Below are 12,807 nucleotides of genomic sequence, written 5' to 3'. Positions count from 1 at the left end.
GACCGCGCGCTTTCTCGTTTTCTTTATTCCTCCACCCAAACCGGAAACCGGCGGGACGGAAAATGGGGACGAAGCTGTCAGCGGGCCGCAGCGGCGTACACGAGCGTGACGCGCCGCACAATGACTGTGGGTGGAGCAACTATATGGGAATCGCGTTCGCCTCGCAAAATTTTTAAATGGGGTCAGATCATATTAAGTTGCGCACCGTTTCGGTGATCCATTTAAATGGGGACACATTAATTATGCGACGGCTCTGACGCATTCACCGGTGCCGTTTGCACCTTTTTGGGGCGCCCTTTCGGCAGCGGTTGCACGCGCCGGGTTGCGTGCCGCTCCAATTGGGCCAGGAACGCTTCGTCGCCAAGCGGCCAGCCGCTGTGGGCATGGGCGCGCAGGGTTTCCAGGGTCTTGCCCGCCAGGCCCTCGGCGGTCAGCATCCGGTAGTTCGACTGGCGCTCGAACGGCGTATTGCCCAGCTCCCAGTACGCGGAGTGGTCGCTCACAAACGGGCTGGCCTCGATACCGGCGTGATGGTGGTAGCTGCTCCAGCGGTCACCCTCGGGGGCGCTGACCTCGCCCGCGCGCAGCGCGTTGCCCTCGACATAGAGCATCGCCGGCAGCATCCACCGGGCCGGATCGAACACCGCGGAACGGAAGCGCCCTTCCCACAGCGTGCCGGTGCGGCTGGCCACCCGGTTGAAGTAGCGCGCATAGCGCCGCCCCACCGCCTGCATGGTCAGGCTCAGCGAGTCTGACTCCTTGGGTGTGGCCACCAGGTGCACGTGGTTAGGCCGCAGCGCGTAGGCGTGGACGGCAAGGTCATGCTCGCGCGCGGCCATGCGCAGGCAGTCGAGGTAGTGCAGGTAGTCGTCCGGCCCCAGGAATACGGGCTGGCGGTTGTTGCCGCGCTGCAACACCAGGGCGGGCAGACCGGCGGGGGAAAAGCGGGGAAGGCGTGCCATGACAGGTCATGCGAGCATTGATGCCCGCATCATAGCCTGATCCGTCCCCACTTATGCGGCAGGCTGGTCAGTTGCCTTCGCTGACCGCGAAGATGCGGCGGTGCTCGCGGATCGCGTAGCGGTCGGTCATGCCCGCGATGTAGTGGGCAATCAGACGCGACTGGTCGCCGCCATGGCTGGCCTGGTACTGCGGCGGCAGCAGGCGCGGATCGGACATAAAGGCCTGGAACAGGTCGCCGACAATGCGCTGCGCCTTGGCCGACATGCGCATCACCAGGTAGTGCCGGTACAGGTGCCGGAACAGGAAGCGCTTGAGTTCGGCCGCTTCTTCATGCATCTGCGGGCTGAAGCCGACCAGCGGGCCGGCGGCGCGCACCGCGTCGATATTGCGCGGATTGGCCGCGGCGATATTGCTGCTGGTGGTCTCGATCAGGTCGACGATCAGCGTATTGATCATGCGCCGGACCGTCTCGTTGATCGCGCGCCGGCCGTTGACGCCAGGGAAGACCTCGGCCACCTCGGCGCGGTGGCGGGCCCACATCGGCACCTCGTCGAGCTGCTCCAGCGTCAGCAGCCCCGAGCGCAGGCCGTCGTCGATATCGTGATTGTTGTAGGCGATCTCGTCGGCCAGGTTGGCCAGCTGCGCCTCCAGCGACGGCTGCGTGCCCTCCAGGAAGCGCCGGCCCAGCTCGCCCAGCGCCGAGGCATTGACCCGCGAGCAATGCTTGAGGATGCCCTCGCGCGTCTCGAAGGTCAGGTTCAGCCCGTTGAAGCCGCCGTAGCGCTCTTCCAGCTCGTCCACCACCAGCAGGCTCTGCAGGTTGTGCTCGAAGCCGCCGTGGTTCTTCATGCAGGTATTGAGCGCATCCTGCCCGGCGTGGCCAAAGGGGGTGTGCCCCAGGTCGTGCGCCAGCGAGATCGCCTCGACCAGGTCTTCATTGAGGCGCAGGTTGCGCGCGATCGAGCGGGCGATCTGCGCCACCTCCAGGCTGTGGGTCAGCCGGGTGCGGAACAGGTCCCCTTCATGGTTGACGAAGACCTGGGTCTTGTACTCGAGCCGCCGGAACGCCGTGCTGTGGATGACCCGGTCGCGGTCGCGCTGGAATTCGCTGCGCGACAGCGATGCGGGTTCTGCATGCACCCGCCCGCGCGTCTGCGCAGAGCGGGCGGCGTAAGGGGCGAGATGGCTTTCAAAGTCGGTCATGCGGCGCGTCCGGTGGCTGGGGCGGGGTGGCGAGGCATAACCGATCGGTCAGGCGACCGGGGCCTCGGTGGGTGGTTTGAGCACGGCGTGCGCGAGCGTGGCGCGCAGGTCAGCGTCCGGCACGGTGGTGATGAACGCTTCGCCGAGCTGCTTCAGCAGGATGAACTTGATGCTGCCCGCCTCGGCCTTCTTGTCGACCTTCATCAGTTCGATATAGCGGTCGGCACCGAGTTCCGGCGCCACCACGGGCAGGTTGGCGGCCTGCGTCAGCTCGCGGATGCGGGCGCGGGTCTCGGTGTCGATAAAGCCCAGCCGGTGCGACAGGTCCGCGGCCATCACCATGCCGCAGCCGACGGCCTCGCCGTGCAGCCAGGCGCCGTAGCCCATGCCGGCCTCGATCGCATGGCCGAAGGTGTGGCCGAAATTGAGAATGGCGCGCAGGCCGCCCTCGCGCTCGTCCTGGGCCACCACGCCGGCCTTGATCTCGCAGGAGCGCTGCACGGCGAGCGCCATCAGGTCGGGGTCGCAGGCATTCAGCGGCTTGATGTTGCGCTCGATCCAGCCGAAGTACTCGGCATCGGCGATGGCGCCGTGCTTGATGACCTCGGCCATGCCGGCGGCCAGCTCGCGCGCGGGCAGCGTGCGCAGCGTGTCGATGTCGGCGATCACCGCGTTGGGCTGGTGGAACGCGCCGATCATGTTCTTGCCGAGCGGGTGGTTGATGCCGGTCTTGCCGCCCACCGACGAATCCACCTGCGCCAGCAGCGTGGTCGGCATCTGGATAAAGGGCACGCCGCGCATGTAGCAGGCCGCGGCAAACCCGGTCATGTCGCCCACCACGCCGCCGCCCAGCGCGACCAGCGTGGTCTTGCGGTCGGCGCCGGCCTGCAGCAGCGCGTCGAAGATCCGGTTCAGCGTTTCCCAGTGCTTGAAGGCTTCGCCGTCGGGCAGCGTGACGGTGCGCACGGTCTTGCCGAGCGCGGCCAGGGCCGCCTCCACCCGCGCCGCGTAGAGCGGGCCGACGGTTTCGTTGGTGACGATGACGGCGTGCTGGCCGCGTACATGCGGGCGCAGCAGTTCGGCGTTGTCCAGCAGGCCGGTGCCGATATGGATGGGGTAGCTGCGCTCGCCCAGGTCGACTTCAAGCGTAATCATGGATTGGGGTCCTGCGCCGGCGGCTCCGACGCTTCCGGCGGCGCGGAGGCCGGCTGCGGGGGATCGATCGGGAAACCGGCCATTTCAAGTTGCATCAACACCATATTAGCAAGCTGCGCCACCGAGGGCTTGCCGGTTTCGATGATGAAGTCGGCAACCTCGCGGTAGAGCGGGTCGCGCTCGGCATAGAGCGCCTCGAGCTTGCCCTTGGGGTCCTCGGTCTGCAGCAGCGGCCGGTTGCGGTCGTGGCGGGTGCGCAGCCACAGGTCGTGCGGGCTGGCGCGCAGGTACACGACCGTGCCGCGGGCCTTCAGCACCTCGCGGTTCTCGGCGCGCAGCACGGCGCCGCCGCCGGTGGCCAGCACAATGCCCTGGCGCGCGGCCAGCTCGCGGATCATCGCGGCCTCGCGGTCGCGGAAGCCGGCTTCGCCCTCGACCTCGAAGATCACCGGGATGCGCACGCCGCAGTGGGCCTCCAGCTCATGGTCGGAATCGAAAAACGGATAGTGCAGGCGCCGCGCCACCGTGCGGCCCACGGTGGTCTTGCCGGCGCCCATCAGGCCGACGAAAAAGAGGTTGGGTCGATCGGATTCCGGTCGCTCGGAGTCAGATCGATCGGCATCGCGCCGATCCTGGGCCTGGCGCTGTGCCGCCGGGCCTGTCGCTGAGGCTGTCACTGGACTGTCGTTCGGGAGCGCGGCATGCGGGCCGTCCTCCCCGGTTGGGAACTGCATCATCTTCTTATGTTGTGGCGCGGCCGGCAAGTGGCGAATGCGGCATGGCCCACATGGCTGGCCCGTCCCGGGCCGTCTCCGCCCCCCGCGGCGCGCAAAAAAAGGCCGCATCCCTCGATGCGGCCTGCCAGTCTACTGTATCCGGCGTCCTCCGGACGCCATGTCCCTACCGGAGCGACACGCTCTCGTTCAGGATGCGCGGGGTCAGGAACACCAGCAGCTCGGTGCGGTTGCGCACCTTGGCGTTGTTCTTGAACAGGTAGCCCAGCACCGGGATATCACCCAGCAGCGGCACCTTGTCGGTTTCGTTGGACTCGGTCTGGGTGTAGATGCCGCCGATCACCACCGTGCCGCCGTTCTCGACCAGCACCTGGGTCTGCACGTGCTTGGTGTCGATGGCAAAGCCGGAAGTGGTCTGGATGCCGACGCTGTCCTTGTTCACGTCCACATCGAGCAGCACATTGCCTTCGGGCGTGATCTGCGGCGTCACTTCCAGCTTCAGGTTGGCCTTGCGGAACTGCACCGAGGTCGCACCGCTGGAGGTCGCCGCCTGGTATGGCAGCTCGGTACCCTGCTCGATCAGCGCCTTGATGTTGTTGGCCGTGACCACGCGCGGGCTGGAGATGATCTTGCCCTTGCCATCCGCTTCCAGCGCCGACAACTCCAGTGCCAGGAATTTGGTGGCGGCGCTGTTGAACAGGCTGACCGCGATATTGGCCGGGTTGGTGCCGTTGATGGCGCCGGCAGGCAGGCTCAGGAACGGGCCGTTGTCGGAAGTCGCCCCGGGCAGCACGTTGTTGTACGTGTTGCCGACGCGGGCGTTGTTGTACTGCCCGGCAAAGCCCAGCTTCACACCCAGGTTGCGGCTGAACGAGTCGGTGGCCTCGACGATGCGCGCCTCGATGATCACCTGGCGCACCGGGATGTCGATCTTGCCGATGAAGTTCTGCACCTCTTCCAGCTTGCTGGCGATATCCGAGACGAAGAGCTGGTTGGTGCGCGCATCGGCCGTCAGCGAACCGCGCCTGGACAGCATGCGCGCGCTGGCGCCCGCCGACCCGGCGGTACTGACGGCGGCCACGGCACCGCCGCCCGCCCCCATGCCGAGCAGCATCTTGCGCACGTCTTCGGCACGCTGGTAGTTGAGCTGGAACACCTGGCTGCGGATCGGCTCCAGGTCATTGATCTGCTGCTGCGACTCCAGCTCCAGCTTCTCCTTGGTCTGCAGCTCCGCCTTGGGCGCCACCCACAGCACATTGCCGTTGCGGCGCGAGGCCAGGCCCTTGGCATCCATCACGATCTGCAGCGCCTGGTCCCACGGCACATCCTTCAGGCGCAGCGTCAGGTTGCCCTGCACGCTTTCGCTGGTGATGATGTTCAGGTTGGTGAAATCGGCAAACACCTGCAGCAGCGAGCGGATGTCGATGTTCTGGAAGTTCAGCGACAGGCGCTCGCCGCGGTAGCCCGGGCCACTGATCAGCTTGGTCGGGTCTTCCTTGACCGGGCGCACCTCGACCACGAACTGGGTATCGGTCTGGTACGAGCTGTATTCCCAGTTGCCGCGCGGCTCGATCGTCAGGCGCGCGTTGCCGTTGGTGTCCGAGGCGTGCATGCCCTGCACCGGCGTGCCGAAATCGCTGACGTCGAAACGCCGCCGCAGGTTGTCAGGCAGCGTGGTGCCGAGGAAATCGACCACGATATTCTTGCCCTGCTGCGCGATGTTGATGCCCGAGTCGCGCGAGGACAGGTCCACCACCACGCGCCCGGCGCCATCGGCACCGCGGCGGAAGTCGACATTGCGCACCGACGGCCGCGCCGCCGCGGCCGCAGGCGTCGCAGCCGGCGCAAACGTGGGCGCAGCGTTCTTGAGCGCCGGCGCCACGTTATCCAGCGCCACCACGAAGTAGTTGCCGCGCTGGTCGGTGCGATAGGTGGCGTTGCGCGTGAGGTCAAGGATCACGCGGGTACGGTCGCCGATCTGCACCACGTTGGCTGACTTGACCAGCTTGCCGCCGTAGTCGTACTGCGCGCGCCGGTTGGCAAAGCCGGTATCGAAGAAATCGATCGCGAGCCGTGCCGGGTTCTGCGTGGTGAAGTCCGCCGGCTTCTGCGCCAGCGGCCGTTCGAGCTCGATCGTGAACACGGTCTGCTCCCCGACCATGCTGACGTCAACCGACTTGATGCGGTTGCTTTGTGCCAGCGCGGCCGGTGCGGCAATCACCAGCAACAGCGCCATCGCCATTCTTGCGGCGCCCGCGAGCGCACGGTACCAGCGCGCGAGGGTCATGCCGCCACCTCCAGCTTCAGGCTGGTCATTTTCTCTTTCCACTCTGATACCCCCTCCCGGACCAATTCGCGCAGCACGATCTCCTGATCGGTGATGCGGACCACCCGGCCATAGCTCTGGCCGAGATACTGACCCACCTTGATATGGTGGATCTTGTTATCAACCCGCACGATGCCGAAGGTCTCCCCGTGCTTCTTCATCATCCCGAGCATCTTGAAGTTCTCGAGCGGGTAGTCCTCCAGCGGCTCGCGGCGCCGCCCGGCTTCGGGCGAATCCGCGAGCGTCTTGTTCAGCTCGCCGATCTTGGCCTGCGCGAACGGCTCGGGCGCCTTGGCTGCGGCGTACTCGCGCGGCACATAGGGCCGGGCGTCGGGCAGCGGCTCGGGCGGCTTGGCGCGCGCGCTGCGGGTGGCATCCATCCACTGGCGCAAGGCGTCTTCATCGCTGGCGCCGCAGGCGCCCAGCAGGCCGACAGCCAGCGCCGCCGCCGCGAACGTGCGTGGCGCCGCCGTGGTCCAGGAGAGGCTGCGGGTACGGGCGGTGCGGCTCATTTGGCACCTCCTGCCTTGGCTGCCGCAGCGGCTGCCGCGGCCTTGCGCTGCGCGGCCTGCTCGTCCGGGTCGAGCGCGCGGTAGGCCATCGCCACCGCCTCCATCGACATCCCGCCTTCCTTGGTATTGGCCAGCTGCAGGTTCTGCATCGACACGATCCGCGACAGGGCCGCCACGTCGGCATTGAACTGCGCCACCTCGTGGTAGCGCCCGGTCACGCGCAGGTTCACCGGGATCTCGGCGAAATAGGGCTTGATCACCGCCCCCTGCGGCTTGAACAGCTCGAACTGCAGCCCCCGTGCGACACCGGCGTGATTGACGTCGGCCAGCAGTGCATCCATCTCGGCCTTGTTGGGCAGCTGCCGCTCCAGCAGCGCCACGCGCTGCTCCACCTGCTTCTTCTGCTCGCGCAGTGCGTCCAGGTTGGCCACCTGCGCCACCTTGGACTGGTACGCCTGCTTCAGGCTTTCCTGCTCCTGGCGCTGGCGGTCGAGTTCGTCGAACCTGGCGCTCCAGTAGAACTGCCAGCCCAGCACCAGCACCACGGCCGCGGCCAGCACCGCGAACAGCACACGCGGCGCGGCCGGCCACGTCTCCGGTTCGCTCAGGTTGAGCCCGCGGAACTGGCCGGTCAGGTCGGCCAGGTTGATTTCAGTATTGAGCGCCATGGTCAGGCCTTTCCGGCTGCGGGTGCGGGAACTGGGGCGGCTGCGGGTGCGGAGGCGCCCGGCACGGTCTTCTTGCCGTCGGCCGCCGCTTCCGGCGCGCGGTACGCGAAGCGCATCGAGAAGTCGAACAAGCGGCGCTGCTCGCGCAGGTTGTTGGTCATGGTGACGGCCTTGGATTCGACCAGTTCGGCCTTGTCCAGCCAGGCCACCCCGCTCAGGTTGCGCAGCAGCTCGGAAATGCGCTCGTTGGACTGCGCCACGCCCGCGATGGTGAAGGCCTCGCCGGTCTGCTTCAGGCTGGTCAGGTAGACGCCCTCCGGCACCTGCCGCACCAGTTCCTCAAGCAGCTGCACCGGGCGGTTGCGCTCGGTCTGCAGGCTTTCAACCGCCTTCTGGCGCTGCAGCAGCGCGTCGATGTCCTTCTTCAGGCTGTTGACCTCGCGGATCTGCCCGTCCAGCCTGGCGTTCTCAGTGCTCAATACCTGGTTGAGCGCGACCACCGAAGCGATGCGCCCGTCGATATAGAAGCCGCCCAGCAGCACCACGGCAGCGCCAGCCACCGCGGCACCGGCCAGCATCGTATAGACCTTCTTGCGGCGTGCTGCCTTGCGGGCTTCGTGGTAAGGCAGCAGGTTGACCGAAGGCAGTGTGTTCGTAGACATCTGATGCCTCCGGTGCGTTATTGCAGGCCGCGCAAGGCCAGGCCGGCACTGACGATGTACGCCGGCAAGTCGCGCTGCAGGTAGCGTTCGTTGACCTTGGCGTTGGTCGCCATGTTGGCGAACGGGTTCGCCAGCGTGGTGGTGATCTTGGTCTGGTGCTGGATTGCCGATTGCACGCCGAGCAGCGACGCATGTCCGCCCGAGAGCAGGATCTCGTCGACCCGGCCCAGGCTGGAACTGGCGATGAAGTTGCCGACCGCGGACTGCACTTCCATCGCCAGTGCATCCAGCGACGGCTTGAGCAGCTGCGCGCGCCAGGCTTCAGGCAGCGTGTTCTTGCGCTTCTTGATCTCGGCCTTGAGCGCGTCGAGGGTGAACATGCGCGCCGCACTCTGCGTGAGCTGGTCGCCGTAGCTGTTCAGCGGCTGCTCGTAGAGTTCCTTCCAGCCCTGGTAGAAGATCGCCTTGGAACGGCTGCCGCCCAGATGGATCACCGCCACCACCGGCAGCGCGCGCGCATCGGCCTCGGGCATCTCGTGCGGCACGCCCAGCATCTGCACGATCGAGCGCTGCACCGCGTATTCCTCGACATCCATGACCTGGGGCTTGAGCCCCGCCATCTCGGCCGCGGTCACGCGCTCCTGCACGCGGTCGCTGTTGGCCGCCGTGACGCGCACCCCGATACCGCCCTCGGTCTCGCTGGGGCCGATCACGGCGAAGTCGAAGTTGACCGCCTGCGACGGCGGATAGAGCCGGTGCGCCTCGGATTCGACCTGGGAATACAACTCGTCGTCGGACAGGTTGTCCGGCAGGCTGACCGTCTGTGACTCCGTCAGCATGGACGGCACGCCCAGCACCACGTCCTTCGAACGGATGCCGGCCTTGCCCAGCGCGCGTCTGAGCGCGATCCCGACGGCCTCGATATTGATGACGTTGCCATCGGCAACGGCGTTGCGGTCCAGCAGTTCGCTGGCGCATTTTTCCAGCCGATAGTCTTGCCTGCTGCCCCCTACGGACAGCTCGACTACCTTGACACTGGACGACCCGATATCCACACCGACCGTAGTCCGGCGTAGAAGCCCCGACAAAATGCCCCGACGCAAGGTGACCCCCTGACTTTTGAACTCGCCCCTGGCTTGAACGCTCTAATCGGGCGAGCCTTGTTTCTTGAATGAAACGTTTGCTCTTTTATGTTGGTCGATTCTCACAAAATCCAGCATCGGTGGCAATGTGCCGAACTGGCGCCGAGTTCTTTTTGAGAAGCCCCTCACCAATCCGTTGCCAAAACCCCACGGTCGTCGGGTTCCCTTCCGTGGGCGCTTGTGCGCCTGCCCGCACCCCTTTAGCTGCACGCAACAGCGCCGTGCGTGCACGCATTCGCCACATTACATCTTGTAACAGCGCGATAGCGGCGCCCGCACCACTGTACGCCCGGGCGGGCCGATGCCGGAAGATATAATCCCGGGCACCCCTGACTAGGTATTTCCCTTATGGCCACCGCACAACACAAGCCGTCCCACCCTGCCCGCCGTCCGATCTGGACGCGGCTCATGTTCTGGGCGGTCGGACTGGTTGTCGCCGGTGCCGTCGTGATTGCGCTGCTGCTCGGCTACGCGCTGCTGGTGGCCGCGCCCAACCTGCCTTCGCTGGACACCATCACCGACTACCGGCCCAAGATCCCGCTTCGCATCTATACCGCGGACAATGTGCTGATCGGCGAATTCGGCGAAGAGCGACGCAACTTCGTGCCCATCGCCGAGATTCCGGACGTGATGAAAAAGGCGGTCCTGGCGATCGAGGACGACCGCTTCTACGAGCACGGCGGCGTCGACTTCGTCGGCGTGCTGCGCGCCGGGCTGGCCAACCTGCGCGGCGGGCTGTCGCAGGGCGCCTCCACCATCACCATGCAGGTGGCGCGCAACTTCTTCCTGTCCAGCGAAAAGACCTACACGCGCAAGATCTACGAGATGCTGCTGGCGTACAAGATCGAGGCCAACCTGAACAAGGACCAGATCCTCGAGCTGTACATGAACCAGATCTATCTGGGGCAGCGCGCCTACGGCTTCGACAGCGCCGCGCGCGTGTATTTCGGCAAGTCGGTGCGCGACGTGACGCCGGCCGAGGCCGCCATGCTGGCCGGCCTGCCCAAGGCGCCGTCGGCGTACAACCCGGTGGTCAACCCGCGCCGCGCCAAGGTGCGCCAGGAGTACATCCTGCAGCGCATGCGCGACCTGGGCTATATCACGCCCGACCAGTACGAGCAGGCCGTGCATGCCGAGCTGAAGGTGCGCACCGAGGGCAACGAGTTCTCGACCCACGCCGAGTACGTCGCCGAGATCGTGCGCCAGCTGATGTACGCGCAGTACCGCGAAGAAACCTACACGCGCGGCCTGACGGTCTACACCACGCTGACCAAGCCGGACCAGGACGCCGCCTATGAGTCGGTGCGCTCCGGCATCATGAACTACGAGCGCAAGCACGGCTACCGCGGCCCCGAGGCCTTTATCGACCTGCCTTCCGACCCGGCCGAGCGCGAGCAGGCCATCGACGATGCGCTGGTCGAGCACCCGGGCAGCGGCGACCTGCGCTCGGCCGTGGTCACCAGCGTGTCGGCCAGGCAGGTGAAGGCGACGCTGCTGTCGGGCGAAGTGGCAACCATCGAGGGCTCGGCGCTGCGCTTTATCGCGCCGTCGCTGTCGTCCAACGCGCAACCCAAGATGAAGATGCGCCCCGGCGCGGTCATCCGCGTGACCCAGGACGAGAAAGGCAACTGGTCGGTGACCCAGCTGCCGGAAGTGGCCGCGGCGTTCGTGTCGATCAACCCGCAGGACGGCGAGATCCGTTCGATGGTGGGCGGCTTCGACTTCAACCGCAACAAGTTCAACCACGTGACCCAGGCCTGGCGCCAGCCGGGTTCCAGCTTCAAGCCGTTCATCTACTCGGCCGCGCTGGAAAAGGGCTTCTCGCCAGCCACGGTGATCAACGACGCACCGCTGACGATCGGCCCCGATACCGGCGGCCAGGTGTGGGAACCGAAGAACTATGACGGCCGCTTCGAGGGCCCGATGACCATGCGCCGCGCGCTGGCCAAGTCCAAGAACCTGGTCTCGGTGCGGATCCTGCGCGCGATCGGCACGCAGTACGCGCAGGACTACATCACGCGCTTCGGCTTCGAGGCCGACAAGCACCCGGCCTACCTGCCGATGGCGCTGGGCTCGGGCGCCGTGACGCCGCTGCAGATGGCGGGCGCGTACTCGGTGTTCGCCAACGGCGGCTACCGCGTCAACCCGTACCTGATCCAGAAGGTGGTGGACGCGCGCGGCAACGTGATCTCCGAAACCCAGCCGCAACGCGCCGGCACCGACGCCGTGCGCGTGCTTGATGCACGCACCGCCTTTCTCGCCGACACCATGCTCCGCGACGTGGTGCGCATAGGCACCGCCAACAGCGCCAAGCAGCGCCTGGGCCGCAACGACCTGGCGGGCAAGACCGGCACCACCAACGACGCGGTCGATGCCTGGTTCGCCGGCTACACGCCCAACCTGGTGGCGATCGCCTGGATGGGATACGACCAGCCCAAGAGCCTGGGCGTGCGCGAAACCGGTGGCGGCCTGGCGCTGCCGATCTGGGTCGGCTACATGAGCAAGGCGCTCAAGGGCGTGCCGGAGTCGCCCGAGCGCCCGGCGCCGGAAGGCGTGCTGATGGTGGGCGGCGACTGGACCTTCGAAGAGAACGCCGGCGGCGCCGGGGTGGCTTCGGTGGGCCTGGGCGATCCGTGGCCGGGCAAGCCGGAGGAGTCGACCAACGCGCCGGCCGACACCGAGACCGAGAAGAAGAAGATCCTGGAGATGTTCGGCGGCGCCTGATCACGGCCGCCAGACAGCAGAAAGCCGGCCCACGAGGCCGGCTTTTCTTTTGCCCGCCAGGCAGGCTTTGCGTCAGCCCAGCGTGAGGGCCGCGCCGGCCTGCTCACTGACGTAGCCCGACAGCGCCGCGTACAGCTCGCCGCCGTTGCGGGTGTCGATCCAGCGCTCGCCGTCGCGGCGGAAGTGGAAGCCGCCGGCGCGCGCGGCCACCCACAGTTCCTGCATTGGCGCCTGGCTGTTGATGATGATCTTGGTGCCGTTCTCGAACTCCAGCTCCATCACGTTGCCGGTGCGGCTGATCTCAATATCGGCGTCGGCCGCGTCGGCGGCCGCCTCGACCGTGGCTTCGATGCGGTCCAGCTCCTGCGTGGCCAGGGCCAGGAACTCGCTTTCGCTCAAGGGGGGCATGCTAAACTCCGAGACCGCCGTTGCCGCCGCTGCCCGGACCGGGCGTACGTGGCGCGAACGGCTTTTTTGTTAAGAATCCTTCGGATGCCCGGCCGTTGCGCGTCGGACCATCCAACGCCTTGCCAACAGCCTAAAGGACGACCCGATGCTGCGTCGTGTTGCGATTGTATCGGCGTTTGCCGCCGCCCTTGCGATGCCCCTACTGGGCGGATGCGGCATCCGCGGGCCGCTGACCATGCCCAAAGTGCCGCCCGAGCCGACCCCGCCGACCGTGACGGATCCGGGCCTGGGCCGCGCCGATGCCATGCCG

The 12,807-nt window shown here is 66.6% G+C and carries 11 protein-coding genes; 1 reads left to right on the top strand and 10 read right to left on the bottom strand.

Going from position 1 to position 12,807, the window contains the following annotated elements:
- Positions 1 to 236: 236 nt before the first annotated feature.
- From AC3WRR_RS31955 to pilM, 9 genes are all read right to left on the bottom strand, one after another.
- Positions 237 to 962 (bottom strand): transposase, encoded by a 726-nt coding sequence (locus AC3WRR_RS31955; RefSeq protein ID WP_439668331.1) that lies wholly within the window; start codon positions 960 to 962, stop codon positions 237 to 239.
- Between the two features lie 67 nt (positions 963 to 1,029).
- Positions 1,030 to 2,166 carry a deoxyguanosinetriphosphate triphosphohydrolase gene (locus AC3WRR_RS31950; protein WP_010812349.1) on the bottom strand — a complete coding sequence of 379 codons (1,137 nt, stop codon included), beginning with the start codon at positions 2,164 to 2,166 and terminating at the stop codon, positions 1,030 to 1,032.
- A 48-nt stretch (positions 2,167 to 2,214) separates the two neighbouring features.
- Positions 2,215 to 3,321 (bottom strand): 3-dehydroquinate synthase, encoded by a 1,107-nt coding sequence (gene aroB, locus AC3WRR_RS31945; protein WP_010812350.1) that lies wholly within the window; start codon positions 3,319 to 3,321, stop codon positions 2,215 to 2,217.
- Positions 3,318 to 3,878 carry a shikimate kinase gene (locus AC3WRR_RS31940; RefSeq protein WP_211982343.1) on the bottom strand — a complete coding sequence of 187 codons (561 nt, stop codon included), beginning with the start codon at positions 3,876 to 3,878 and terminating at the stop codon, positions 3,318 to 3,320. The genes aroB and AC3WRR_RS31940 overlap by 4 nt, the downstream gene beginning before the upstream one ends.
- Before the next feature lie 343 nt (positions 3,879 to 4,221).
- Entirely contained in the window at positions 4,222 to 6,342 is a 2,121-nt protein-coding gene (locus AC3WRR_RS31935; RefSeq protein ID WP_010812352.1) for a type IV pilus secretin PilQ, read from the bottom strand.
- The gene (locus AC3WRR_RS31930) at positions 6,339 to 6,893 is read right to left on the bottom strand and encodes a pilus assembly protein PilP (RefSeq protein ID WP_010812353.1); all 555 of its coding nucleotides are present in this window, start codon (positions 6,891 to 6,893) and stop codon (positions 6,339 to 6,341) included. The genes AC3WRR_RS31935 and AC3WRR_RS31930 overlap by 4 nt, the downstream gene beginning before the upstream one ends.
- On the bottom strand, positions 6,890 to 7,561 hold the full coding sequence (locus AC3WRR_RS31925) for a type IV pilus inner membrane component PilO (protein WP_010812354.1): 672 nt from the start codon (positions 7,559 to 7,561) through the stop codon (positions 6,890 to 6,892). Before AC3WRR_RS31925 ends, AC3WRR_RS31930 begins: the two co-directional genes overlap by 4 nt.
- Positions 7,562 to 7,563: 2 nt before the next feature.
- Positions 7,564 to 8,223: a PilN domain-containing protein gene (locus AC3WRR_RS31920; RefSeq protein ID WP_010812355.1), complete on the bottom strand. Its 660-nt coding sequence runs from the start codon at positions 8,221 to 8,223 to the stop codon at positions 7,564 to 7,566.
- 17 nt (positions 8,224 to 8,240) lie between these two features.
- Positions 8,241 to 9,311, bottom strand: coding sequence for a type IV pilus assembly protein PilM (pilM, locus tag AC3WRR_RS31915; RefSeq protein WP_037023846.1), 1,071 nt, complete (start codon positions 9,309 to 9,311; stop codon positions 8,241 to 8,243).
- Positions 9,312 to 9,713: 402 nt separating this feature from the next.
- On the opposite strand from pilM, the gene AC3WRR_RS31910 reads away from it, so the two are divergent.
- Positions 9,714 to 12,089: a penicillin-binding protein 1A gene (locus tag AC3WRR_RS31910; protein ID WP_492299123.1), complete on the top strand. Its 2,376-nt coding sequence runs from the start codon at positions 9,714 to 9,716 to the stop codon at positions 12,087 to 12,089.
- 72 nt (positions 12,090 to 12,161) lie between these two features.
- Here AC3WRR_RS31910 and cyaY read toward each other — a convergent pair whose 3' ends face one another.
- Positions 12,162 to 12,497: an iron donor protein CyaY gene (cyaY, locus tag AC3WRR_RS31905; RefSeq protein ID WP_010812358.1), complete on the bottom strand. Its 336-nt coding sequence runs from the start codon at positions 12,495 to 12,497 to the stop codon at positions 12,162 to 12,164.
- Between the last annotated feature and the right edge of the window lie 310 nt (positions 12,498 to 12,807).

The sequence above is a fragment of the Cupriavidus sp. FW305-3-2-15-C-LB2 genome, from assembly GCF_058787575.1.
Note: the sequence above shows the minus strand (reverse complement) of the source record. Positions and strands in the feature narration are given on the sequence as shown.

What these genes read in the sequence shown, in the direction of transcription:
- AC3WRR_RS31955 (WP_439668331.1), bottom strand. Translation starts at nt 962, where the DNA reads ATGGCACGCCTTCCCCGCTTTTCCCCCGCCGGTCTGCCCGCCCTGGTG.
- cyaY (WP_010812358.1), bottom strand. Translation starts at nt 12,497, where the DNA reads ATGCCCCCCTTGAGCGAAAGCGAGTTCCTGGCCCTGGCCACGCAGGAG.
- AC3WRR_RS31920 (WP_010812355.1), bottom strand. Translation starts at nt 8,223, where the DNA reads ATGTCTACGAACACACTGCCTTCGGTCAACCTGCTGCCTTACCACGAA.
- AC3WRR_RS31930 (WP_010812353.1), bottom strand. Translation starts at nt 6,893, where the DNA reads ATGAGCCGCACCGCCCGTACCCGCAGCCTCTCCTGGACCACGGCGGCG.
- AC3WRR_RS31935 (WP_010812352.1), bottom strand. Translation starts at nt 6,342, where the DNA reads ATGACCCTCGCGCGCTGGTACCGTGCGCTCGCGGGCGCCGCAAGAATG.
- AC3WRR_RS31910 (WP_492299123.1), top strand. Translation starts at nt 9,714, where the DNA reads ATGGCCACCGCACAACACAAGCCGTCCCACCCTGCCCGCCGTCCGATC.
- aroB (WP_010812350.1), bottom strand. Translation starts at nt 3,321, where the DNA reads ATGATTACGCTTGAAGTCGACCTGGGCGAGCGCAGCTACCCCATCCAT.
- AC3WRR_RS31940 (WP_211982343.1), bottom strand. Translation starts at nt 3,878, where the DNA reads ATGGGCGCCGGCAAGACCACCGTGGGCCGCACGGTGGCGCGGCGCCTG.
- AC3WRR_RS31950 (WP_010812349.1), bottom strand. Translation starts at nt 2,166, where the DNA reads ATGACCGACTTTGAAAGCCATCTCGCCCCTTACGCCGCCCGCTCTGCG.
- AC3WRR_RS31925 (WP_010812354.1), bottom strand. Translation starts at nt 7,561, where the DNA reads ATGGCGCTCAATACTGAAATCAACCTGGCCGACCTGACCGGCCAGTTC.